A 22995-nucleotide genomic window follows, 5' to 3' on the forward strand; every position below is an offset into this window, starting at 1 on the left:
GCGTAGTCGCGTCGATCAGCCCTTCAACGGCCGAGCACCCAGCTCGTCGGCGAGGAGCTTGAGCACGACCGCCTCCGGGTCGAGCCGCTGACCGTCCGCGTCGCCCGGCAGGGCTGCCTCGGCGAACATCTCCTCCTCGTCCACCGGTTCCGGCGGGAGGGGCTCATCGGGCTCCGGCGGCTCGGGCGGCGGCGGCACGTCGTCGGCCGGGGCCGATCGGCCGGGCGGCGCCTGGCGGGGCTCCGGCTGACGGGTCGGCGACTGGGCCTGGCTCGGCCTGGTCACCGGGGGGCGCTGCGGACGGGCCGCCGCCTGGCGGGCCGGTGCGGCGCTCGCGTCGCCGTGCACGCACTTCACCTGCCACGTGCCGCCCAGGACCTGCGCGAACGCGGCCGCGATGGCGTCGGCGTTGCGCGGCTCGGCGAGGCGGCGGGCCAGCGGCGCGGAGGTGTGGGCGAGGGTGATCGTGTTGCCGTCGACGTCGGCGACCGTGGCGTTGGTGAGCATCGCCTCGGTGCTCCGGCTGGCCCCGCGGACCACGCCCAACAGCTCCGACCAGCGCCGCCGCACCTCGGCCGCGTCGACACCGCCCGAGGACGCCACCGGACTCGCCGGAACCGCTTGGACCGCCTCGTCCGGCTCACCCGCGGCCTGCGGAGCGGCGACGTGCGGCCGCACGTCGGCCGGGGAACCGGCAGGGCTTTCGGCCGCACGCGTGTCAGCGGCAGCCGGTGCGCCTCCGGGCTGCATCGCCGCCGACCGGAGCACGGGAGGGGCAGGCGGCTGGACGGCCGGGCCACCGCTCGCCTCGGCGTTGGTCGCGCTGCCCGGCTGCATCGCCGCAGACCGCAGCACGGGAGGAGCGGGAGGCTGGGCGATCGGGCTACCGCTCGCCTCGGCGTTGGTCGCGCTGCCCGGCTGCATCGCCGCAGACCGCAGTACCGGAGGCCCGGGCGGCGGGGCGTCGGCGGAGGCGCTCTGCGCGGTCGGGCCGACCGGCGCGGCGGCCTGCGGCCGGGACGGCTGCGGCGGGACGGGCGCGGGTTCGGCGGGACGCTGCGAGGGACGCTGGAACTTCGTCTCCGGGGCCGCGCCGGCTGCCGTTGCCGGCCCCGCCGGTGCGCCACTGGCGGGTGGGCCGTGGCGTTCCAGCTGTTCGACGCGTTGCACCAGGCCCGACTCGACATCGCCCACGGACGGCAGGAGCATCCGCGCGGTCACGAGTTCGAGCAGCAGGCGGGGCGCGGTGGAGCCGCGCATCTCGGTCAGCCCCTGGTGCAGGATTTCCGCCCACCGGGTGACCATCCCCGGCCTGGTCGCCGCACGCTGTCCGGCCATCTTGGCCAGCTCGTCGTCCGGCGCGGACACCAGACCGCGCTCCGCCGCGTCCGGCACGGCGTGCAGCAGCACCAGGTCGCGCAGCCGGTCGAGCAGGTCGGAGGCGAACCGGCGCGGGTCGTGCCCGGCCTCGACCAGCCGGTCGATGGTGCCGAACACCGCCGAGCCGTCGCCGGCCGCCAAGCCGTCCACCACGTCGTCGATCAGCGCCACGTCCGTCACGCCGAGCAGCGAGATCGCCCGGTCGTAGCGCACCCCTTCGGGGCCCGCGCCGGACAGCAGCTGGTCCATCACCGACTGGGTGTCCCGGGCCGACCCACCGCCCGCGCGGATCACCAGCGGGAACACCGACGGGTCGACCGCCACGCCCTCGGCCGCGCAGTTGCGCTCCAGCAACGCCCGCATCGCGCTCGGCGGGATCAGCCGGAACGGGTAGTGGTGCGTGCGCGAGCGGATGGTGGGCAGCACCTTGTCCGGCTCGGTGGTGGCGAAGATGAAGATCAGGTGCTCGGGCGGCTCTTCCACGATCTTCAGCAGGGCGTTGAAGCCCTGCGTGGTGACCATGTGCGCCTCGTCGATGATGAACACCCGGTACCGCGACTCGGCCGGCGCGTAGAACGCCTTGTCCCGCAGCTCACGGGCATCGTCCACGCCGCCGTGGCTGGCCGCGTCGAGCTCCACCACGTCCACGGTGCCCGGACCGTTGGGCGCCAGGCCGATGCACGAGTTGCACACGCCGCACGGCTCCGGTGTCGGCCCCTGCACGCAGTTCAGCGAACGCGCCAGGATGCGGGCACTGGAGGTCTTGCCACAGCCACGGGGCCCGGAGAACAGGTAGGCGTGGTTGACCCGACCGGCCGCCAACGCGATGCGCAGCGGGTCGGTCACGTGCTCCTGCCCGACCACCTCGCCAAAGGTCGCCGGACGGTACTTGCGGTAGAGGGCGAGCGCCACGTCGGGGACCTTACCGGGAGGGTCCGACAAAAGAAGGGGACCCCGTGCACCCACCAGAGCCCGCTTATCCTTGCTGCCTTCCGGCCCTGGGGAGGTTCGCGAGATATGTGCCGCACGAGGTCCGAGTCAAGTGTAGCCGCCTCGCCCCGAGTGCCACCGGCACCCCCGATTCCCGCGCTAGCCCACCGCGGTGGTGAACAGCGGAACGGCGTGGTCGAGGGCGTAGGACGTGCCGAGGGCCGAGCCGCTGGAGAAGGCGTTGACCAGGTTCGCGTCCTCCAGGATCAACGCCTTGTCGCTCACCAGGGGGTTGGCCTTCAACGCGGACGCGTCACCGCCGATGGGGAACAGGACGGTCAGGTCGACCACAAGACCACGCTTCATTAGGCAAGCCTAACCGAACTTGCCGTCGATCTCGCGTGGACCGAGGCCGACGACCACCCGTTTTGGGTGGCGCGCAGGCCCTCCGTTAGACTCCTCCACGGAGGATTCGCATAGTGGCCTAGTGCGCACGACTGGAAATCGTGTTGGGTTAACCCCCTCACGGGTTCAAATCCCGTATCCTCCGCCAGCACCACGAAAGGCCCCCTCGGACTTCGCGTCCGAGGGGGCCTTTTCGCTGTTCGGGACTACGTCCTGGGCATGCACTCCACGATGTCCTCCAGCTTGAACAGCAGCTGGTCGACGTTGGCGTTGCCGGTGCTCGGGCGCAGCTTCACGACCTGCGGGTCGTGGTCGCTGGCCTGGTCGGCGAACTCGGCGTTGATGTGCACCACGTCGTAGCGGTACCGGGTGATGTTGGCGCTGATCAGGATGTGGTCGAGGGTCTGCGAGTTGCCCTCGAACACGTAGCTGTACCGCTCGTTCGCGGGCAGGGTGTCCATCAGGGCCACGACGTCGCCGGCGCCGGTCAGGGTGCGGACAGCCGGGGCGAACTGGTAGTCGTTGATGTCACCCGCGAGGACCACGTTGGCGCCCTTGTCGACCGCCTTCACCTGGTCCACGAAACCGCGCAGCAGAGCGGCCTGCTGGGCGCGCTGCACCTCGGAACTGCGCACCGGCTCCTGGTAGCGGCCGTGCATGGCCTGGTCGCCGCCCTTGGAGTTGAAGTGGTTCGCGACCACGAACACCGTGCGGCCGCGGAACTTGAACTCGCCCGCCAGCGGCTTGCGGCTGCTGTTCCAGGCCGGGTCGGCGGGTGCGATGCGGCCCGGCGACACCGACAGCGCGGCGCGGCCGTACTGCTTCACGACCGACACCGGCGTGGTGGCGTCGCCGCCCGCGCGGTCCACGAAGGACACTCGCGCCGGGTTGAACAGGAACGCCACCCGGATGTTGCCGCCCGGCTCACCGCCGTCGGACTTGTTCACCGGGTCGATCTGGCGCCACTGGTAGCGCGGACCGCCCGCGGCAACGATGGCGTCGGTGAACTTGGTGTACGTCGCGTCCGCGGCCACCGTGCCGTCGTCGGTCGCGCCGTTGTTGTCCTGGATCTCCTCCAGCACCACGACGTCCGGGCTCTTGAGGTTGTTCACCACGGCCGCGGCGAGGCGGTCGAACTTGGCCTGCGGGTTGGTCGCGGCCAGGTTCTCCACGTTGTACGTGGCCACCGACATCTCGTACGTGCGCTGCGCGTCCGTCGACTCCGGCGTGATGCCGCCCGAGACGTGCTCGCCGACCGTCTTCGTGGCCAGGGTGTAGCCGCCGAAGTTGGTGTACTCGACGTTGCCGACCGTCGCGCCGCGCCACACGTCGCCGACGTTGCTGGTCTGCGGTGCGGCGGCGCCCGGCTTGACCTTGATCCGGCCGCTGTTGGGCTGGTCGTAGCCGAGGTAGATGGTGCCGCCGCGGGCGGTCGGGTTCTGGGTCGGGTTGGTGGTGATCCACGACTCGCCGAAGCCGTTCGTGGGTCCGACCACGCGGGCGTCGTTCACCTGGACGTACATGCCCTCGCGGGACTCGTAGTAGTCCTGGCCGAACGTCGCCGGGTCGAGCGCGAGCGATTCGATGCTGCCGCCGGCCGCGGTGGGCAGGTAGCCCGTCGGGGGGTTCAGGATCTCCGGGGTCGGCAGGGCGTTGCCCTTGGACTTCACGGTGACCGTGGCGGCGGTCAGCTCGGTGAGCGTCTGGTTGGAGTTGCTCGCCGCGTCACCGCCCGGCCGGTACTCGGCGACGGTGCCGGAGACCAGCACCTCGTCGCCCGGCTCCACGGTCGGGGCCAGGCCCGCGGTGTAGACGAACACGCCCTCGCTGGTGCGCGGGTCGGTGTCCGGGGTGGTGTCCTGGATCCAGAAGCCGCGGTCGCCGATCGCACGGGTCGCGGTGACGACGCCGGGCACGCCGCTGACCTTCTGGCCCAGCAGCGGGGAGACGCGGGTGGTGCCCTGGACGTCGCGGATGCGCTTGTCACCCGGCTCGGGTTCGGGGTCCGGATCGGGGTCGCCGGGGCCCTGGCCCTTGCTGTTGACCGGGGTCGGCGCGCCGACGGCGAAGTCGGTCGCGTTGTTGTCGGTGTCGGTCAGCGCAGAGCGGGCGACGGAGGTCGTGTTGCTCGGTGCCGCGGTCGGCGTGGTCTCCCGCACGACGGTGGACGGGCCGTAGCCGACCAGGTCGCGGATGCGCGGGTCGGCGGCGCAGTCCACGACGGTCTTGCACGTCAACGGCGTGGTCTGGTTGACCAGGGCGATCGTGCCGCCGGTGCCGCCCATGGCGATCGTGCCGGTGACGTCCGGGGCGGGCAGTTCGACGGTGCCGCCGGCGCCCTTCGACTCCGCGATCAGGAACCGCCCGTTGGGGGCGAGCGAGCCGGTCAGCGGGGTGACCTGCCACTGGCTGGTCGCGCTCGCACTGGCGGGCAGGTACTGCACGCTCCAGCCGTCGACGGACACCGCCGTTGCGCCGGCGTTGGCCAGTTCGACGAAGTCCTGGGTGAGCGTCGCACCGGAGTTGCCGCCGCCGCCGTAGACCTCGGCGATGAGCGCGTCCGGGCTGGGAGCCGCGTGGATCGGCGTGGCCAGGGCGAACGTCACGGCCGAGGCGGCGGTGACCGCCAATCCGACGCGGAACGGGGTAGGTCTCAACGGTTCCTCCGGTAATTGGCGGGTGCGCGCATCCTCCCCGGATCGAGTGAACGGCGGTAGACGCCATCACTAACTGTTGACCTTTAGACTCACTCGAACGTGTGTTCGACCGTAAGGTAGGGTCGTCGCCGTGCCCCGACGGTGGCCCTCCCAGCGCCGGCACGGGCACAGCACGCACAACAGGGGCGCCGCCCCGACCTGACGAGGTTCGGATCGGCGCCCCTGTGCGTGCCGCTCAACGGTTCGCGAGCCGTGCGACGAGCTGTTCGTGGCCGCCTTCGTGCTCCAGCGCGGCGACCAGTCGATCGAGTTCGGGGTTGGGCCCGTCGTCGGCCAGCAGGATCGCGAGCGGGACGCGTTGGTCCCACAGGCGGGGCACGCCCTGGAACCGACCGGCGCGTGCCGACGCGAGTTGGGCGCCGCGCGGCAGGCGGCTCAGCACCTGCGGGATTCCGATCCGCGCGAGCTGTTCGGCGGCGTCCCGGCCGCAGGCGTGGGCGGAGTCGGTGTCGTGCACGGCCCACCAGTCCCGGTAGCCGGCCGACAGGTCGTCGGGCGCGTCGAGCCTGGTCCGCCAGTACCCCGAGGCCGCACTCGGCAACGCCGGCCGCTGCCGGTAGTACTCGTTGATCCATTCCCACCACGGACGGGCGACCACCGCGAGGTTGATGGTGAACCAGACGCCGTCCCGGCCGGCCAGCCGGGACCGTTGCAGGTTCACGATCGCCCAGTCGCCCCGCTCGGACTCCCGTCGCCACGTGGTCGTGGAGCCGCGGAAGCCCCCGGCTTTGAGCACCGGGCGGAGGTGATCGCGGAGCATGACCTTGTACGCGTTGTCGGCCACCTGTGACGCCATAGGCCCTCCCGTCGATTCCGGGACCTATCCAGGACTGCCGCCGAACGTCAGAGCCCCGGTTGCCGTGATCGGCAACCGGGGCTCTGAGCAGCGGTGGCGGTGGGATTTGAACCCACGGAGGCTTTCACCTCACACGCTTTCGAGGTCTGCGAACCACCGACCAGCACCGGCCGCAACGCCCATTCGCGCAGTTCAACGAGGTACAGCGGTCCCCCATGAACGCACCCGACCGTCAGTGAACGCCACCACGAATGCAACCGCGGTGCACCGCACCCAGGCTAGAGCTCAAGGGGTCGTGGTGTCGGGTGGTGAGTGTCTGGCCGCAGTTGTGCGGTGTGCGTCGGTGTCGGGACGTGATGGTGTTCCTAGGTGGCCCGTCGATCCGGCGGACCGAGATGAGGTGTGTGTGGCGACGGGCGGGGACACCGGGGATGACCGTGTCGTGCCGGGGGTGCGACAGGACGCGGACGTGTCGAGGCGCGGGACGGCGGTGCAGGCGGGTCGGGACGCGACGGTCACGATCAACGACAACCGCGCGGCGATGTGGGCGTACAGCGGTGGGGTGATGGCGGTGTTCGCGCTGTTGCTCGCTCTGATCATGTGGGTACCCGACAAGCATGGTCTGAGTCGGTCAGGTCCTGTGGAGCCGACCCACGCAGCGGCCGGGCAATCAGGGTCGACACAGTCGACCACCACCACCACGACGGTCGGGACTCCGCCGCAGGAGTTTCGTGTGACCGCCGATCTCTCCGTCAACGACCGGGGGCCTTGGGCTTACGTCAGTGACTCGCCCGACTTCCCTGACCCGGAACTGCGCGCCGAACTGTCGAAGCCGAAGGGCCTCACCCAACCCGCGCTGATCAAACGGGTACGTACCACTCCCGGCGCGTTTCCGGACCGGGAGCATCTCATCCGCCTCCATCTGGAGGGCCCCGTCGATCATGCCGTCCGGGTGGTCGACATCCGACCGGTCATCCGCAGCCAACGGGATGTGCCGCGGGGGACGCGTGTGGCCGCCGGCACCCAGGGTGTCGAGGATTCGGTCGAGGTGTTGCTGCTCCTGGACGAGCCGTTCCCAGTCATGCGGGAGTCGGTGAAACTCCCCGCGGGGACGCAGCCGGGTGGTCCCTACTTCCCCGATCACACCATCAACCTGGCCAACGGCGAGACCAGCGAGGTCGTCATCACCGCACGTGCCTACAAGCACGCTTACGAGTACGACCTGCTTGTCGCCTACCAGGTCGGTGACCAGATCAAGGAGATGCTGGTCAACGACGGCGGTCAGCCGTTCCGGGTTTCGGGCCGACTGTGCATTGCCAACGGCAGGTATCCATACGATTCCCGTTACGGCATGGGTAGCAATTACGAGCTTCAGACTTACCCGGCCGACGGCGCCCCGACAAACCTGATGGACAAGGACTGCGCCTTCTGACTCGCCCGAAGGGGGCAGTTCAGCATCTCTGGCCATCAATTGACGGCACGCCAGCGGATGCTGCTGGTCTCACTTGGGATAGCAGGCACGGCATCCACGAGCCGCATGGTGGCGCTCCGCCTCTTTGAGGCTGCGCAGAGACGGCGCGCCGCTCGGACCCGTCGATCAAGTGAGGCTGTTTCGCGGTGGTTTCGCAGACGGCGGCAAACAGGGGCAGATTCCCGCTGACGGTGACTGACCAAAAACATCAAGCCCTGACCGCGTTGCCGCTTGTCAGAGCTTGATACGGCGAAAGGTGGTGCCCCAGGCAGGATTCGAACCTGCGACACACGGTTTAGGAAACCACGCTCGCCCGCATGTTCGAAACCGCCGCTGACCTGCACAGACGTGCTGTTGTCCAACTCGGGCAGAGCCAACTTGGGCAGCCATTGGGCAAATCGCGCCCCGCCCGCCGATCCGCCTGCATCGTCCCCAAGTGGACCCGAGCGCTCCCTGCGCACGCCACCCGGCCAGCGCGACACATCGTGCCCCCGGCGACAAGATCGCCTCGATGATCCGGGCAGCGCTCTGCATCCGCTTCCGCCGGCGCTTTCCTTGGACCAACTGTCGCCTCTGCGGGGCTCTCAGGGCGCGCTGTACGGCTCTCTGCGGGGTCAGCCAGCGTCGGCGAGCACACCCCCTGGGCCCGGCGTGGCCATGTACTACTACCTCTTCCACCTTCTCAGGATCAGAAAACAAACCCGCAAACCCGCAAGAGGTGGATGAGGTGGGCCCTGACCTGTGCTGATGGGTTGCGGCTTTGGGTGCGGGTTTGGCAGAGGCGGCGGGTTTGAAACCCGCACCCAAACCCGCACACCCCACAGGACGGCCCTACCACCCCCCGCGCGGGGGTAGTAGGGCCGTATCCACTGGGGGTCGGCCCGGTGTACGCATCCGGTACAGCGTCCGCCGCAGGCCCGCGCAACACCAAGCCGACTGGTCCGGGTGGCGCACTCACACGAAACACAGCGCCAGCCACCGCCGACGACGCAGGCATGCCCGACGACCGTCCCGCTTCCCCGCCGTTGCCCCACCCCGGACCCAACGACAAGCCCGCCGCCCGTGCATCCTTGCCGGTACCGGCGCCATCCGTGTCACGTACGCCGCTGGAGTAGCGGTGGAAGACGCGGGAGACGGTGGGTTGGAAACGCGCTGCCGGGCGTCCGAACGGCCGATCCGGTGATGGCAGGACTTGGTCGACGCGGCGGGTCAGCTCCCGGATCTGGTCTTGGTCGAGCCCAGTCGTAGGCTGGTAGCGCAATAGTCCCGCCTCGTGGCGGATCGTTTCTGAGTGGGAGAAACCGACTCTGCCCGGACAGGGCTGATGTACTGTCAGCCCAGCTCAGAGGTCCTGAATAATGCTCCATGGTCCGCTGGGCCCATGATCCGACTTGCTGGCCGCTAACTCACCCAACATCCGCAGCTCGGAAGCAGCTGCTTAGAAGGGGCACGGGTAATCCCGGGCGGGAATGAACGCAAAGTTCTTCTCGTACACCCACCCCTGCCGACCCTGGTCGGTCGACACGAACCACCAATAGTTGCCGTACGGCTCGTTTTTCACATAGCAGTGAAGGTCGGCGGAGGGTACCGGCCCACGAAAGCGAACGGCGCAGGTCTCGAAAGCTCCGGACCTCACGGGCGCATCCTGGACGATGCGGATTCTCTGCTCACTACGGTTTACATGGTTGTAGCGGCTACAGTCATCTGTGAAGACTGTTGTTGCTCCCGCCTGCGCGGTGCCACCTATAGGTGCTATTACAGCCAAGGTGGCAACTGCGAGAACCTGAAATAAGGACCTCAATGTAGATCGCCTCATTATCTCCTCTTTCACTTAATGGCCGATCGAGTCGGTGGACAATATACATAACTGCGTGCGTTGTGCGCTAATTTCTGTCACATGGTCTCGGAAGTCACTCAATAAGAGCAATCATGGTCCGGTTGCGCGCGTAGTTCTCGTAGATCTGCGCTCACACGGTACGTTTCGGCAGCATGAAACTTCATTCAATTCACTTGATCGGCTCAGTTTAGTCCGCCAAGTGGCATGACAGAATACTTTCCGTAAGCACTCGTCTCTCCCATGCTGCTTCGGGAGCGCTGCGGTGGCGACGCGCCGGATGGGACGGCACTCGCCTCCGGAGGGCGGTGCGATCATCGATGCTGGCGAACCGTCTACCAGCGTAAATGTTGAAATGATCTTCTTCTTGTAAGGAACTTTGGCCCGTATTTGGCAGCACGGGTGCGCCAAGCCGTGCGGCAAGAAGTACGGCGGGTACTGCCCCGACAGGTGCCGGTACGCGCCGAGACGGCCGGGACGAAGTCCGCCGCAGGTAAGCGCGGGATCGGACTGCCGGACGAGTTGGCGAGGCTGCTCAAGCTGCACCAGGCCGAACAGAACCGGGAACGGGACAAGGCTGCCGACCTGTGGACCGAAACCGGCTACGTGTTCACCACGCCGACTGGGGCACCGCTCAACCCGCGTTCCGACGACGAGTGGAAACGGCTGGTCGAAGTCGCGAAGGTGCCGGACGGCCGTCTGCACGACGCTCGGCACACCACAGCGACGGTGCTCCTGCTGCTCCGAGTCGCCGAGCGGACAGTGATGGGCATCATGGGCTGGTCGAACACGGCGATGGCCGCTCGGTACCAGCACATCACCGCAGCGATCCGCCGCGACGTGGCCGATCGAGTCGGAGGGTTGCTCTGGAAGCCCGCTGAGGAGCCCACAGAGACCAAGGGCGACGGTGACGAGGGAGACGCCACCGGGGAGCCCGTACCGGCCGCCTAGCAGGGCAATTGCCACCAGGAATGCCACCAGACGTCAAAGCCCCGGTTGCCATGATCGGCAACCGGGGCTTTGACCTGCGGTGGCGGTGGGATTTGAACCCACGGAGGCTTTCACCTCACACGCTTTCGAGGCGTGCTCCTTCGGCCGCTCGGACACGCCACCGCCGAGAACAATACAAGACCGTCGTCCTCGGACCTAACGGGGGTGGGCCTACCTGGAGAGGTGACGCAAGATCGTGAGTGGGATCACATGTCGGCGAAGAAGGACTCCATCAGGGCGGCACAGCGCTCTTCCAGGACGCCGCCGACCACTTCGGGTCGGTGGTTGAGGCGGCGGTCTCGGACTACGTCCCAGAGGGAGCCGACGGCGCCGGTGCGGGGTTCCCAGGCTCCGAAGACGACGCGGGACACCCGGGCCAGGACGAGGGCGCCGGCGCACATGGTGCAGGGTTCGACCGTCACGGCGAGGGTGCAGCCGGTCAGGCGCCAGCCGTCGCCGAAGGCCGCCGCGGCGGCGCGGAGGGCCAGGACTTCGGCGTGCGCGGTCGGGTCGCCCAGGGCTTCCCGGGCGTTGCAGGCTCTGGCCAGTTCGGTGCCGTCGGGTGCGTAGACGACGGCGCCGATCGGGATGTCGCCGGTTCTCGGCGCCAGGGTGGCGACTTCGAGGGCGGCTTCGACCAGGGCCTCGTCCGGCACGTGACGCATCACGCCTGGATGCTGTCCAGCAGCTTGGTGAACTCGTCGCCGAAGCCGCAGCGCTGCGCGATCATCTGCAACTGCTCGTCCGGGTACAGGTCGACCTCGTCCACGATCACCTGCATCTCGTGCTCCGGCATCCCGAGGTCGGCCAGCACGGCGAGATCACCCTCCGGCCACAGCTCGTCGTCCTCCTCGTCCGGCGGGTCCACCCGGAGGAGGTCGAGGACGTCGGCGGCGATGTCGTAGTCGAGTGCGGCGGCCGCGTCGGACAGCAGCAGTGCGACCCCACCGGGCACCGGGCGCAGGACGATGAAGAACTCGTCGTCCACCGCCAGCAACCCGAAGACCGCACCTGTCGAGCGCAGTTGGCGCAGTTCTGTGATCGCGGCGTCGAGCTCCGACAGCGCTGAGCTGTCCATCCTGCTGCACCGCCAGCGGCCGTCCTCACGAACCACCGCGACAGCGAAGCCGTTGACCGGCTCCTGGTGTGCCATGTGCACACCGTAGGGCCACACCCACGTACCTGGTAGCACGGGGGCCTCGGCCACGGGCACGCGGGGCTGTGCGATGCCACTATCGAGGGATGAGCACAACTCTGCCGAACGCCCAGACGACCGCCCCCGAGCCCCGTTTCACGGGGCTGGTGGAGGCCGCCCGCGCCCTTCAGCCCAGGACAGTGGCGTTGCGGCGGCAAGTGCACCGGCACCCGGAGCAGGGCTTGGACCTGCCCGCGACCCAGGCCGCGATCCGGCACGCGCTGTCCGGCCTGCCGGTCGAGGTGACCACCGGCGAGTCCAGCAGCTCGGTCACCGCGGTGCTGCGCGGCGGCAGGCCCGGACCGACCGTGCTGCTGCGCGGCGACATGGACGCGCTGCCGCTCCAGGAGGAGACGGGCCTGGCCTACTCCTCCGAGATCGACGGCTCCATGCACGCCTGCGGCCACGACACGCACGTCGCGATGCTCGCCTCCTCGGCACGCCTGCTGTCCTCCCGCCGGGAAGCGCTGACCGGCCAGGTCGTGTTCATGTTCCAACCCGGCGAGGAGGGCCAGCACGGCGCGCGGCACATGATCGACGAGGGCGTGCTGGACGCGGCGGGCACGCCGGCGGAGAAGGCGTTCGCCCTGCACATCACCTCGACGCTGCAGTCCGGCGTCGTCGTCTCCCGCTCCGGCCCGACGATGGCCTCGGCGGACACCTTCCACGTCACCGTGAAGGGCCGCGGTGGTCACGGCGGCATCCCGCACGACACGATCGACCCGGTGCCGTCCGCCGCCGCCATGGTGGGCGCGCTCCAGACCATGATCGCCCGGCGGGTCAGCGTGCACCAGCCGGCCGTCATCTCCGTGACCCGGATCGTCACGGGCACGACCACCAACATCATCCCGGAGACCGCCCTGGTCGAGGGCACCATCCGGACGTTGTCGGAGGACACCAGGACCCTGGTGCACCGCGAACTACGGCAGGTCGTCACGCACGTGGCCGCCGCGCACGGCTGCACGGCCGAGGTGGAGATCGTGCCCGGTTACCCGGTCACGGTGAACGACGACGTCGTCGGCCCGCACGTCATCGACGTCACGACGGCGGCCCTCGGCGCGCGTTGGGCAGCCCCCATGGAGGACCCGTTGATGGGCGCCGAGGACTTCTCCTACGTGCTGCAAAAGGTGCCGGGCGCGATCGCCTTCCTGGGTGCCTGCCCGCGCGGAGTGGAACTGGCCCATGCCGAGCCGAACCACTCCAGCCGGGTGCTCTTCGACGAAGCCGCCATGGAGCACGGAGTCGTCGTCTACACCGCGTTCGCGTTGGACGCCTTGAGGTAGGAGGCGTCGGAGGATGGTGCCGGGTCGGGGCTGTGGTGGTGTTCATGGCCTCGACCTTGCCGACGTCGTCGAGGGAGTGCGATGGGCGTTCGTCGATCTGTGGATAACTCCTGTCCTGTGGACAAATAGGGGGTAGGGGTTTCGCGCCGGCAGGATGGGCGCCGTGCGAAGCGTCTGCGTGGTCGGGCTCGGGTTGATCGGTGGTTCGGTGTTGCGGGCGGCAGCCGCCGCGGGGCGCGTGACCTGGGGCGCGACCGCTTCCACAAAGGACGCGGAGGCCGCCCGGCAGGACGGCTACGACGTGGTCGACCTCGCCGAAGCCCTCGAACGCGCGCGTGTGCACGACGCGCTCGTCGTCGTGGCAGTTCCGCTGCCGGCTGTGGAAGAAGTGCTGCGCGCCCTCCCCGAAGGCATCCGGCTCACCGACGTCGTCAGCGTCAAAGGCCCGGTCGCCGACCTGGTCGACCGGGTCGCGCCGCACGCCCGGTACGTCGGCGGCCACCCCATGGCGGGCACCTCCGCCTCCGGCTGGTCCGTCGGCCGCGCCGGCCTGTTCGAGAACGCCGCCTGGGTCGTCACCGTCGAGGACGACGTCGACCTGGACGTCCTCACCGACGTCATCGAACTCGCCCTGGCCGCGAAAGCGCACGTCGTCCCCACCACCGACCAGGAGCACGACGCCGCGGTGGCCCGCATCTCCCACCTGCCGCACCTGCTCGCCGCCGTGCTGGCCAGCGTCGGCGCGGACGGCGGCCCGCTGGCCCTGTCGCTGGCCGCGGGCTCGTTCGGCGACGGGACGCGCGTCGCGGGCAGCCGACCGGAGTTGGTCCGCGCGATGTGCGAGGGCAACCGCGGCGCACTCCTCGACGCGGTGGACGACGCGCTGGGCAGGCTCGGCGCGGCCCGCGGCTCGCTCGCCTCGACCGGCGGCCTGGCCAAGACCATCGAGGCGGGTCACGCCGCCCGCCTGGCCCTCCAGAACCAACCCGCCCACACCGACCTGACCATCGACCTGACCGCGCCCGACGCCCTGGAAACCCTGCGCGACCTCGGTACCCGCGGCGGCCGGATCGTGGGTCTGAACGGCACAACCGCACACGCGCGCACCCCATAGGGTGCAGCGGTGCAACGTCGCAAACTCATCGCCGTGGTCGGGGGCCTCGCGCTCCTCGGCGGCGCGATCGTGGTGCTGCGCAACGAATCCGCTCCCCCGCCGCAGGCGTACGAACGGTTCCTCGCCGACAACGTCGAGTACGTCCCCGACCCCCAGCAGTTCGCCAGACCGCAAGACCTGAGGCTGGCCGCGCTGGACCGCACCAGCCTGCGCGCGAGCTGGAGGGCCACCGCCGGCATCGGTTACGCCGGCTTCGAGGTGCGCTGGGGTGACCGGACGCGCCTGGTGCAGAGCACCGAGACCGAGCTGACCGACCTGGACGCGAACGCCGAGGTCTTGGTCGAGGTGCGCGCGCTCGACGGGTTCGGCAACCGGTCGGGGCCCCTCACCGCACGGGCCGTGCCCCGACTCCTGTTCGACGACACGTGGCTCACCGGGCTGGTGATGCCGCTCGACGTGTTCGACAGCCCGGAAGCGCTCACCCCGCGCCGGTGGCGGATCTTCGACGGCGGCGCCGACTGCCTCGGCCTGCGCCCGCTCAACGGCAAGCGCCTGGAGATCGGCTGCGACCGCGTGGACATGCAGTCGAACGTGCCGATGCGGTTGGGCATGCCCGCCCCGGACGGCGCCATCGGCCGGGTCGTGCTCGCCACCGACGGTCCGGTGGGCCACCGGACCGAGGACGGCGAGATGATGATCGCCCTGCTGCCCGAACCGTTCCACGACCTGGGCCACCTGGCCGAACCGTTCCCGCCGGGGTCCGTCGTCCTGCTCGTCACGTCGTTCGGCGTGCGCCTCCACCTGGACGGCGCCACGCCGTCCACCGACCTGACCGGCGGGTTCACCGACTCGTTCCCGCCGCCGACGCCGGGTGTCCGGCACCGCTGGGAGCTGCGCGTGATGCCCGGCGCCGTGGTGGCGTTGCGCGACGGGGTCGAGATGGCGATCGTGCCCTGGACGGCGCCGTGGACGGCGGCCCGGCCGCGGCTGGCGTTCCGGCAGGCGCAGCACACCCTGGTGGACACCTTCGGTGTGGGCGGCGCGCCGGACAGCCTGGTGCCCGCGTCCGTCGTACCGCTCGGGCCGAGCATCGCGGAGGACGGCGCGGCGTCCCTGGGCAACGTGGCGAACTCGCGGCTCGACGGCGCGTCCTCGGTGCGCGTGGTCGCGTCCGTGGTGGCCGAACGGACCGCGCCGATCACCGTGGAGCTGGGCACGCGGTCCGCGCCCGCGGTGTTCATGCCACCGGAGCGGGGGCTCGACCCGTCGCGCGCGTCCGTCGTCTACGCCGATTTCCCGCTGCCCGCACCGGACTCGAACCCCAAGGTGCGGCTGCGTTCCGACGGCAACGTCACGGTGTACGAATCGCACCTCGTCATCGCAGACGGGCAGGACGCCCGCCGTCCGCTGCCCCGGCTCACCGACCGCGGACACCCCGACCCGCAGGTGCCCACGCCGGCGTTCTCCGTGGCGCACGAGTCCGTGGAGGACGGGACGATCCCGCGCAGCGGCAGGGTGCGCGTGGCGGTCGAGCTGCCGGGCCCGCCGACACGCGAGATCGCCGCGATCAAAGGGCTGGAGGTGGACCTCGACGGCGTGCGGATCGCCGTGCTGCCCACGAACGGGGCGGCGGGCGGTCGGCACGAGTTCCTGGTGGACCTGGACGAGATGTCCTCGGGACGTCATGAGGTGGAGGTGCGGGTACTCCCAGTGGACCAACGGCGGGACGTGCGGTCGCAGGAGCAGACGTTCGAGATCAGGCCCTTGTAGGCGCTGTTGGTCTCGGGTCCGCAACGACCTGGTGACGCTGATCACCCGGCCACCTAGCTTGGCGCCATGGACCGTCGTCGGATCGCGCTCATCGCCGCGGGTGTGGTGCTGTTCGGCGGGGTGATCACGGTGCTGCGGACCACCGGGACCGGCGATCCGGTCACCGCGACGAGCGTGTCCGTGCCGCCTCCGACGTCACTGGAGCCGTACGCGGCCGAGGGCGTGCTGGTGCCCACGCCCGGCACGCCGCCGGAGCAGCCTCGCGGGTTGACCGTGTCGTCCGGACCTCGGCGGTTGCAGCTGCGGTGGGCCGGTGACGCGCCCGGCTACGAAGTGCGGTGGGGCACGGACCAGCTCGACCGCAGCCGGTTGATCACGCAGCCGGTGACGCAGATCGACGGGCTGGAGAACGAGCGGACCTACGTGATCGAGGTTTACGCCGTAGACGCGTTCGGGCAGCGGTCCGCGCCCGCGAAGTCGTCCGGGACGCCGCACGGGTTCCCCTCCGCCGACTACACGTCGCAGGACCGGTTCGACCAGCCCGACGCGCCCGATCCGACGCGGTGGCGGCTGGCGTCGCGGGGCAACTGCGCCCGCGCCACGCCCGGTCAGGACGAGGACGGGCGACGGCTGGTGCTCAGCAGCAATTGCGCGGCGTCTCTGCCCACGCTGCGGTCGCGGACGCCGTTCGTGCTGCGCGACGCCGACGACCTCGGCCGGTTCGTGGTGGAGACCGACGCGCCCGGCGGTGACGGCGAGCTGATGCTGGACCTCGTGCCGGGACCGGTGTCGCTGGTCAGCGGTGACCCGTTGCCGACGGACGCGGTGCGGCTGCGGGTGGAGACGGGTGCCGGGAAGACGTCCGTGCAGGTGGTCGTGCCCGCCGGGACGCCGACCACGGTGGTGCGCGAGGTGCCCGCGTTGGAGCCGGGGATCAGCCACCGGTGGGAACTGGTGCTGCGGCGTGACGGCGCCCGGGTCGTGTTCGACGGTGACGTGGTCGCGACCAGTCCGGTGGTGCCGGGGTGGCGGGAGGCGACGGCGCTGGTGTCCGTCGCCGGGCCGGCCGGGCAGCGGGCGGCGGTCAGCCTGATCGCGTTCGACGCGGCGGAGGCGGCGGCTCCGCCGTGGGTGCCGGCGCCGAAGGTCGACGTCGCGGTGTCGGTCGAGGCCACTTCGGCCTGGGCGCTGGAGGCGTTGCCCGGTGTGACGGGTGGGCAGTTGCGGATGGCGTTGCTGCACACCGACCCGTCACCGGAAGCGCCGTCGTTCAGCGTGTCGGTGGCCGGGGTCACAGTGCCGTTGCGGCCCGCGTTGCCCGGCGTGCCGTGGCGGTCGGGGGTGGCGTACCCGGTGGTGGCGGACCTGCCGGTGGAGGCGTTGCGGGTCGGGAACTCGGGGCACCTGGACGTCACGTTGATGACCGGGCTGCGGGTGCAGGCGACGCACGCGGACCTGGAGCTGACCGGGTCGTTCCCGGGCCCGCCGCCGCGGAACCCGGACAACGCGCCGTTGAACGGGCTGGAGCGGGAACTGGCGCGGGCGAACGGGACGGTGCTCGACGCGAGCGGCCAGGCCGTGCCCAACGGTGCGGCGGTGCAGCGCGGGCGGATGGTGTTCGACCTGGTGCTGGAGGGGCGGCCGGGGGTGGCGCTGGCCGGGTTGGCCGGGTTCAGCGTGCGGGTGGACGACGACCGGGTGGCCGTGGTGCCGACCGCGTCCGGTGGGCCGGGGATCGCCGGGCGGTACCGGTTCGCGCTGAACACCGGCGGGATGTCGGCCGGGCCGCACATGATCGAGGTCCGGATGTTCGGGACATCCGGCGAAACCCGCCCCACCTCGGCTTACATCCCGTTCTTGGTCGGCCGGTGAGAGGATGGGGCCATGTCGCGCCCACTCATCCTCGACGCCGCACGTACGCCGTTCGGCCGCTATCGCGGTGGGCTTTCCGGCGTACGCGTGGACGACCTGGCCGCGCTGCCGATCGTGGAACTGCTGCGCCGGCACCCGTCGCTCGACCCCGCGTCGATCGACGACGTGATGTTGGGCAACACCAACGGCGCGGGCGAGGAGAACCGGAACGTCGGGCGGATGGCGGCGCTGCTGGCCGGGCTGCCGACGTCGGTGCCGGGGGTGGCGGTCAACCGGCTGTGCGCGTCGGGGGGTGAGGCGCTCGTGCAGGCGGCGCGGGCGTTGGCGCTCGGGGACGCTTCGCTGCTGGTGGCGGGTGGTGTGGAGGGGATGACACGGGCGCCGTTCGTGGTGCCTCGGCCGGACCGGCCGTTCGCCGACCGGCTGGAGCCCGTGTCGACGGCCCTGGGCTGGCGGCTGGTGAACCCGCGGATGAAGGCCGACTGGGTCGCGCCGCTGGGGCGTGCGGCGGAGGACGTCGCGGTGGGTCTGGGGATCACGCGGGAGCAGATGGACAGGTTCGCGCTGCGGTCGCATCGGCGGGCGTCGGCGGCGTGGGACGCGGGGGTGCACGACGGGTTCGCCTTTCCGGTGCAGCTGCCGGACGGTGCGCCGGTGCGGCGGGACGAGTCCGTGCGGCCGGAGACGTCGGCGGAGCGGCTGGGGAAGCTGAAGTCGGCGTTCTCGGAGAACGGGCCGGTGACTGCGGGCAACTCGTCGCCGTTGAACGACGGTGCGGCGGCGGTGTTGATGGGGACGGAGGAGATGGCGTCCTCGTTGGGGATCACACCGTTGGGTGAATTCCTCGGCTCGGCGGTGACGGCAGAGGAGCCGCAGCGGTTCACCCTGGCCCCGGTGTCGGCGATCCGGAAGCTGCTGGCACGGCTGAAGATCGACATGGCCGAGATCTGCCTGTGGGAGATCAACGAGGCGTTCGCGGCGATGGCCCTGTCGGTCCTGCACCACCTGCCGGAGGTGGAGCGGGACAAGGTGAACGTGCACGGCGGCGCGATCGCGTACGGGCACCCGCTGGGCGCCTCCCTGCCCCGTGTGGTGGTCGACCTGTGCCGGCACTTGCGTGCCCGTGACGGCGGACTCGGCGTGGCGGCGGCGTGCGTGGGGGTCGGCCAGGGGATGGCGATCGCCGTTCGGGTCTGAGATCGCCCGATCGAGCGACGCCGCGGGCGCGGCCGTGCTCGACAAACCGGGGTCAGCCGAGGCCGCCAGGCCGAGGAAGTGAGCCCTGGTAGATCCGTCGGACGGCGGGAGCCAGGGCTTCGCGCTGTTCGGGGGCCTTCGCCAGGGGTCAGATCCGGTAGGCGATGCGGGGGTAGTCGACTACCAGGCCGGTGCGGTCGACGGTGATGTCCTGTTCGAACTCGCCGTGGGTGAAGGAGACGACCGAGCGGTCCTCACCCAGGGACACCGTGCGGTAGCGCTGGCGGACCAGTTGGACCGACAGGTCGGGGAGGGTCACGTAGACGACCGGGATCTCGTGGTCGCCTTCCTCCTTTTGGAGGTTCAGCCTGCGGATCGGGATGGCGTTGAACAGGACCGCGAACTGCACGTCCACGTCCACCGCGCCGTCGAAGTCCGCGCGTTCCGCCCCCTGACCGGAGTCGACCAGCCAGATGCCCTCCGACGAGCGGCTGACCGAGATCTGCCGCTCCTCCGACACCGTGGACGTCCGCAGCAGCAGGCGGGTGACCGCACCGGTCTCACCCACCGACACCTCGAACGACCCGCTGAACTGCTCGGCCGGACCGGCGGTCACCAACCGGCCCGAGGCCCGGAGCTTGCGCTCCGAGAGCAGGAACCGCACCTGCTCCAGCCTGGGCACGTCGTAACCCTGCCAGGTCACCATCTGCGCGGCGGCGGAACGGGTCTCCCCGGTCGGGGTGACCTGCTCAGCCGTGTTGAACGAGTTCACGCTCCACCCGGAAGGAAGTCCTTGGCCTGCTCGGCCACCGATTTGACCTGGTCTTCGTGGCCGAACCTGCCTGCGACGAACTCGGCGGCCCGGTCGATGCCAGCATCGACCGTCTCGTGGTTGTCCTCGAGCAATTCGGACGCCTTGTTCCTGATCTCGTCGAAGTTCATCGTGCTCCTTCGCACTCCTGACGCAGGCTACCCGAATCGACCTCACGACCCCAGCGCCAAACGGTACCGCCGGGGTCCGTTGACGGCTCGCCGCCACATCACGGACCGCCACGGGCCGCAACGCTGGAACGCCGGAACGGCCCCCTGGGAATCCCAGGGGGCCGTTCCGGTCGATCGATCAGATCAGGCAGCGCGCTTGCGACGCAGGAACAGCAGCGCCCCGGCACCCGCGCCCAGCAGGCCCAGGCCGATCAGCAGCGGCACGAAGATGGACGCACCGGTGTTGGCCAGGTCGTCGTTACCGCCACCGGCGGCCGGGGCCGTGGTGGTGGTGACCGGCGCCGTGGTCGTGGTGGTGGTCGTCGTGGTCGTGGGGGTGGCCTCGGTCGTGGTGGTCACGACGGTGCCCTCGACCCACTTCGCCTTCGCCTTCGCCGCGACCGGGAAGTTCTCGGACGTGGCGATGATCAGCGACTGGGTCTTCTTGTTCTTGTCGACCGACACGAACAGGCGACCGCTGCGCAGCTTGGCGCTGGCGTTGACGGTGAACTCGACCTCGCCGGGCTCGACGCCCTCGTCGACCTTCACCCACACCTCGGCGACGTTCACCGTGGCGGCAGCGCCCAACGCGCCCTCGTCGGCGACCGCGAGCGGCTGGCCGTCCTTGTCCACCAGCGTGACGCCGGCGGGCAGGTCGGCGGTCAGCACGGCCTCCGTGGCCGTGGTGGCGATGGTGAACGGGCCGATCTTCCCGCCCACCTCGCCGGTCAGCTCGCCCGGCTCGATGGACAGGGTCGGCTTGGGCTCGGCCAGGTCCTCGGCCTTGGTGGTGAGGTACTCGTAGATCTTGTAGACGAGCTCGTCGACGTTGCTGTCGCCGATGTTCTCGTCCTCGGCGGTGGAGTCGTCCTTGCGCAGGGTGACGCCATCGCTGAAGTGCCACACGGCGGCCTGCGTGGCGGCGATCAGGATGCTGTTCTTGGCCTCGTCGATGCCGTACAGCTCAAGCGCCTTGTCCGCGGGCAGCGCCGGGTAGCTGTTCTGGAGCACCCAGTTGACCTTGGCGGCCTTCTCCTTGAACTGGGTGTCCGGGTTGGGGTGCTCGCCCCACGGCACCTCTTCGAGCGGCGCGCCGTCCTCCAGAGGCGTCGGCAGCTCGACGCAGTACGCCTTGGCGGTCTCCCGCTCGCTGCCGTTGGTGAGGCGCAGACCGAGCAGCCCGGCGTAGAACGCCTGCTTGCCGTCCTCGCGATCGTTGCCGTCGAGGAGCTCTTCCCCACGCTGGAGGTAGATGCCCATGCCGCGCTCGTCGGCGCCTTCGTACGGCTCGACCTTCGGCTTGTCGGCAGCGGCAGGGAGAGCCGTGACCAAGACGAGGCCGGCGCCGAGGATCACAGCGCCGAGGCGCTTGAGAGTCGACCGGAAAGCCATTTGTCTCCTTGAGGCTCGCGAGGGTAGCCCGTTGGTGTGATTCGAGGCGGCGGTCCGTGCCGTTCGGGGAGCTACTCGGCTGAGTGCCCCATCACCGAAACGGCAGGAATCGACCGAACACTATCCGATTGAGTTACCCCGATCAGGGATCGGGTGACGCATTGTGTCGAACCGAGTACTACCTGCTTAAACGCAGGTCAACAGTCTACAGTGGATGATCAACAGGGTTCGCCACGCCAACGCGAGACCAATTCGGACACCCGTTTCGACACCGGCCGAATCGGACCCACATCGCCGAGACCCCTACATTTGCGCTGATCAGCGGGTCCACAGTGGAACGCACGTAATAGGTGCCGACCCGGTTTCGAGGCCACACCGTTGCTAAACGGTGATCTAAGCCACCAAAGCGGACGGTGTGACCGGTCGGATGTCACCGACCCGCAAGGACGTGCCCGGCAGGCACAGTTCGCGTGCCGTCGGCAGCTGACCGGTCAGCATCCACTTCACCAACGACGCCAGCTGGAACGAGATCAACGGCGGCACGGCGTCGCCCAGGTGCCGGTAGGCGTTGCCGATCACCGACACGTCGAACCGGAACTTGCGCGGGAACCCCTGGAGCAACGCCATCTCCCGCACCGTGCACAGCCGGTGCTGCTCGGGGTGCGCGTAACGCCCGTTGCCGACGTGCCCGCACTCCCGCTTGATCGTGCGCGCCGGCTCATCCCACCACATCCGGCCGTACACGTCCGGGTGCGAGCCCCACTTGCCCTCTTCGATGATCTTGCGCTGCGCCGGGTTGAGCAGCAGCTCCGACGGCGAACCGACCAGATCACCCCACGACCCGCCGTCGGCCGGGATGGCCCGCATCCGGTCCAGCGAGCGGTCCCGCCGGAACGACGGCGACACGTGCATCCCGTCCTCCGGGTGCGCCTCACCGGCCGCCACCGACGGCAGCTTGCCGATGGCCCGCCGCACGGTCACCGCACCCGGCCGGACCTCCCAGCCCTGCCACAGGTCCTCCAACGTGCGCAGCGGCACGCCGGCGTCCACCGCCACGACCATCGCCCGCTCGCGCAGCTGCGGCAAACCGAAGCGGGACAGCATGTGCGTGCTCGCGTCCACTTCGTACCCGATGGCGAGCAACTGCTCGGCCAGCCCGTCCAAGTGGTGCCGCTGCTTGCCCTTGACCAGCTCGCGCGCGTTCTCCAGCAGCAGCACGCGCGGCCGGAACTCGGCCACGTACGCGGCGACCCGACCCACCAGCGAGTTGCGCGGGTCGTCACGCAGGTGGTTGGCCGGGGCGATCCGGGTGAAGCCCGAGCACGGCGGGCACGCCACCAGCACGTCCAGCTCACCCCGCTGGAGGCCCCACACCTGCCGCAGCACCGCCGGGTCCAACCGGCCCAGGTCCACCTGCAACGGGTCGACGCCGATGTTGTCCCGGTAGATCCCGTTGCAGCGCAACGACCCCAGCCGGGACGACGGCTTGCCGATCTGGGCGTCGGCCGCGCCGACGATGGTGAAGTCCCGGTGCGCTTGGAAGCCCAGGCTCATGCCACCGGCGCCGGAGAACAGGTCGACGACTTTGAAGGTGGGTCCGCGCACCGCGTGATCGTACGGTGGCCGCGCGACCCTCTGGCGAGTGATGCCGCTCCACGTCCGGATCAC

The 22995-nt window shown here is 70.0% G+C and carries 17 protein-coding genes, 2 tRNA genes and 1 other RNA gene; 8 read left to right on the forward strand and 12 right to left on the reverse strand.

Annotation, left to right across the window (positions count from 1 at the left end; translation table 11 throughout):
• Positions 1–15: 15 nt before the first annotated feature.
• The 3 genes from ALI22I_RS37950 to ALI22I_RS37960 all read right to left on the reverse strand — a co-directional run bounded on the left by ALI22I_RS37950 (position 16) and on the right by ALI22I_RS37960 (position 2676).
• Positions 16–2292 carry a DNA polymerase III subunit gamma and tau gene (locus ALI22I_RS37950; RefSeq protein WP_077010426.1) on the reverse strand — a complete coding sequence of 759 codons (2277 nt, stop codon included), beginning with the start codon at positions 2290–2292 and terminating at the stop codon, positions 16–18.
• Between the two features lie 31 nt (positions 2293–2323).
• An RNA gene (gene ffs / locus ALI22I_RS37955) (signal recognition particle sRNA small type) lies at positions 2324–2418 on the reverse strand.
• Between the two features lie 51 nt (positions 2419–2469).
• Positions 2470–2676, reverse strand: coding sequence for a hypothetical protein (locus ALI22I_RS37960; protein WP_143532647.1), 207 nt, complete (start codon positions 2674–2676; stop codon positions 2470–2472).
• Positions 2677–2775: 99 nt separating this feature from the next.
• Between ALI22I_RS37960 and ALI22I_RS37965 the strand changes: the two genes are divergently transcribed.
• Positions 2776–2863, forward strand: a tRNA-Ser gene (locus ALI22I_RS37965).
• A 58-nt stretch (positions 2864–2921) separates the two neighbouring features.
• On the opposite strand, the gene ALI22I_RS37970 is transcribed toward ALI22I_RS37965, so the two are convergent.
• Positions 2922–5372 (reverse strand): endonuclease/exonuclease/phosphatase family protein, encoded by a 2451-nt coding sequence (locus ALI22I_RS37970; protein ID WP_083752306.1) that lies wholly within the window; start codon positions 5370–5372, stop codon positions 2922–2924.
• Between the two features lie 235 nt (positions 5373–5607).
• A complete protein-coding gene (locus ALI22I_RS37975) occupies positions 5608–6228 on the reverse strand; it encodes a DUF4304 domain-containing protein (protein WP_077010429.1) in 621 nt (206 codons plus the stop codon).
• A gap of 406 nt (positions 6229–6634) precedes the next feature.
• On the opposite strand from ALI22I_RS37975, the gene ALI22I_RS37980 reads away from it, so the two are divergent.
• Together ALI22I_RS37980 and ALI22I_RS37985 are read left to right on the forward strand one after the other, a co-directional pair.
• On the forward strand, positions 6635–7660 hold the full coding sequence (locus ALI22I_RS37980) for a hypothetical protein (protein WP_077010430.1): 1026 nt from the start codon (positions 6635–6637) through the stop codon (positions 7658–7660).
• A 2323-nt stretch (positions 7661–9983) separates the two neighbouring features.
• Positions 9984–10484, forward strand: a complete 501-nt coding sequence (locus ALI22I_RS37985) for a tyrosine-type recombinase/integrase (RefSeq protein WP_077010431.1) — start codon at positions 9984–9986, stop codon at positions 10482–10484.
• Between the two features lie 77 nt (positions 10485–10561).
• On the opposite strand, the gene ALI22I_RS37990 is transcribed toward ALI22I_RS37985, so the two are convergent.
• The 3 genes from ALI22I_RS37990 to ALI22I_RS38000 all read right to left on the reverse strand — a co-directional run bounded on the left by ALI22I_RS37990 (position 10562) and on the right by ALI22I_RS38000 (position 11676).
• Positions 10562–10646, reverse strand: a tRNA-Ser gene (locus tag ALI22I_RS37990).
• Between the two features lie 83 nt (positions 10647–10729).
• Positions 10730–11188: a nucleoside deaminase gene (locus ALI22I_RS37995; RefSeq protein WP_077010432.1), complete on the reverse strand. Its 459-nt coding sequence runs from the start codon at positions 11186–11188 to the stop codon at positions 10730–10732.
• Positions 11188–11676 (reverse strand): tRNA adenosine deaminase-associated protein, encoded by a 489-nt coding sequence (locus ALI22I_RS38000; RefSeq protein WP_077011128.1) that lies wholly within the window; start codon positions 11674–11676, stop codon positions 11188–11190. Before ALI22I_RS38000 ends, ALI22I_RS37995 begins: the two co-directional genes overlap by 1 nt.
• A gap of 89 nt (positions 11677–11765) precedes the next feature.
• Here ALI22I_RS38000 and ALI22I_RS38005 point away from each other — a divergent pair, with 89 nt between their 5' ends.
• The 5 genes from ALI22I_RS38005 (at position 11766) to ALI22I_RS38025 (ending at position 18954) form a co-directional block, all read left to right on the forward strand.
• Positions 11766–13001, forward strand: a complete 1236-nt coding sequence (locus tag ALI22I_RS38005) for a M20 metallopeptidase family protein (protein WP_077010433.1) — start codon at positions 11766–11768, stop codon at positions 12999–13001.
• Between the two features lie 163 nt (positions 13002–13164).
• Positions 13165–14115, forward strand: coding sequence for a prephenate dehydrogenase (locus ALI22I_RS38010; protein WP_077011129.1), 951 nt, complete (start codon positions 13165–13167; stop codon positions 14113–14115).
• Positions 14116–14124: 9 nt separating this feature from the next.
• Complete coding sequence (locus ALI22I_RS38015; RefSeq protein WP_077010434.1) at positions 14125–15885, forward strand: fibronectin type III domain-containing protein; 1761 nt, start codon at positions 14125–14127, stop codon at positions 15883–15885.
• A 66-nt stretch (positions 15886–15951) separates the two neighbouring features.
• Entirely contained in the window at positions 15952–17757 is a 1806-nt protein-coding gene (locus tag ALI22I_RS38020) for a fibronectin type III domain-containing protein (RefSeq protein WP_077010435.1), read from the forward strand.
• Positions 17758–17769: 12 nt separating this feature from the next.
• Positions 17770–18954, forward strand: a complete 1185-nt coding sequence (locus tag ALI22I_RS38025; protein ID WP_077010436.1) for a thiolase family protein — start codon at positions 17770–17772, stop codon at positions 18952–18954.
• Positions 18955–19102: 148 nt separating this feature from the next.
• Here the strand turns inward: ALI22I_RS38025 and ALI22I_RS38030 are convergent, their stop codons facing one another.
• The 4 genes from ALI22I_RS38030 to ALI22I_RS38045 all read right to left on the reverse strand — a co-directional run bounded on the left by ALI22I_RS38030 (position 19103) and on the right by ALI22I_RS38045 (position 22932).
• The gene (locus ALI22I_RS38030) at positions 19103–19726 is read right to left on the reverse strand and encodes a putative glycolipid-binding domain-containing protein (RefSeq protein WP_083752307.1); all 624 of its coding nucleotides are present in this window, start codon (positions 19724–19726) and stop codon (positions 19103–19105) included.
• Positions 19723–19896 carry an antitoxin gene (locus ALI22I_RS38035; protein ID WP_077010437.1) on the reverse strand — a complete coding sequence of 58 codons (174 nt, stop codon included), beginning with the start codon at positions 19894–19896 and terminating at the stop codon, positions 19723–19725. Before ALI22I_RS38035 ends, ALI22I_RS38030 begins: the two co-directional genes overlap by 4 nt.
• A 183-nt stretch (positions 19897–20079) precedes the next feature.
• Positions 20080–21327: a thioester domain-containing protein gene (locus ALI22I_RS38040; RefSeq protein ID WP_077010438.1), complete on the reverse strand. Its 1248-nt coding sequence runs from the start codon at positions 21325–21327 to the stop codon at positions 20080–20082.
• Positions 21328–21720: 393 nt separating this feature from the next.
• Entirely contained in the window at positions 21721–22932 is a 1212-nt protein-coding gene (locus ALI22I_RS38045; RefSeq protein WP_077010439.1) for a DNA cytosine methyltransferase, read from the reverse strand.
• Between the last annotated feature and the right edge of the window lie 63 nt (positions 22933–22995).

This window comes from Saccharothrix sp. ALI-22-I (genome assembly GCF_001984175.1).
Taxonomy (GTDB): domain Bacteria; phylum Actinomycetota; class Actinomycetes; order Mycobacteriales; family Pseudonocardiaceae; genus Actinosynnema.

What these genes read in the sequence shown, in the direction of transcription:
- ALI22I_RS37960 (WP_143532647.1), bottom strand. Translation starts at nt 2,676, where the DNA reads ATGAAGCGTGGTCTTGTGGTCGACCTGACCGTCCTGTTCCCCATCGGC.
- ALI22I_RS37975 (WP_077010429.1), bottom strand. Translation starts at nt 6,228, where the DNA reads ATGGCGTCACAGGTGGCCGACAACGCGTACAAGGTCATGCTCCGCGAT.
- ALI22I_RS38020 (WP_077010435.1), top strand. Translation starts at nt 15,952, where the DNA reads ATGGACCGTCGTCGGATCGCGCTCATCGCCGCGGGTGTGGTGCTGTTC.
- ALI22I_RS38000 (WP_077011128.1), bottom strand. Translation starts at nt 11,676, where the DNA reads ATGGCACACCAGGAGCCGGTCAACGGCTTCGCTGTCGCGGTGGTTCGT.
- ALI22I_RS38025 (WP_077010436.1), top strand. Translation starts at nt 17,770, where the DNA reads ATGTCGCGCCCACTCATCCTCGACGCCGCACGTACGCCGTTCGGCCGC.
- ALI22I_RS38035 (WP_077010437.1), bottom strand. Translation starts at nt 19,896, where the DNA reads ATGAACTTCGACGAGATCAGGAACAAGGCGTCCGAATTGCTCGAGGAC.
- ALI22I_RS38005 (WP_077010433.1), top strand. Translation starts at nt 11,766, where the DNA reads ATGAGCACAACTCTGCCGAACGCCCAGACGACCGCCCCCGAGCCCCGT.
- ALI22I_RS37995 (WP_077010432.1), bottom strand. Translation starts at nt 11,188, where the DNA reads ATGCGTCACGTGCCGGACGAGGCCCTGGTCGAAGCCGCCCTCGAAGTC.
- ALI22I_RS38040 (WP_077010438.1), bottom strand. Translation starts at nt 21,327, where the DNA reads ATGGCTTTCCGGTCGACTCTCAAGCGCCTCGGCGCTGTGATCCTCGGC.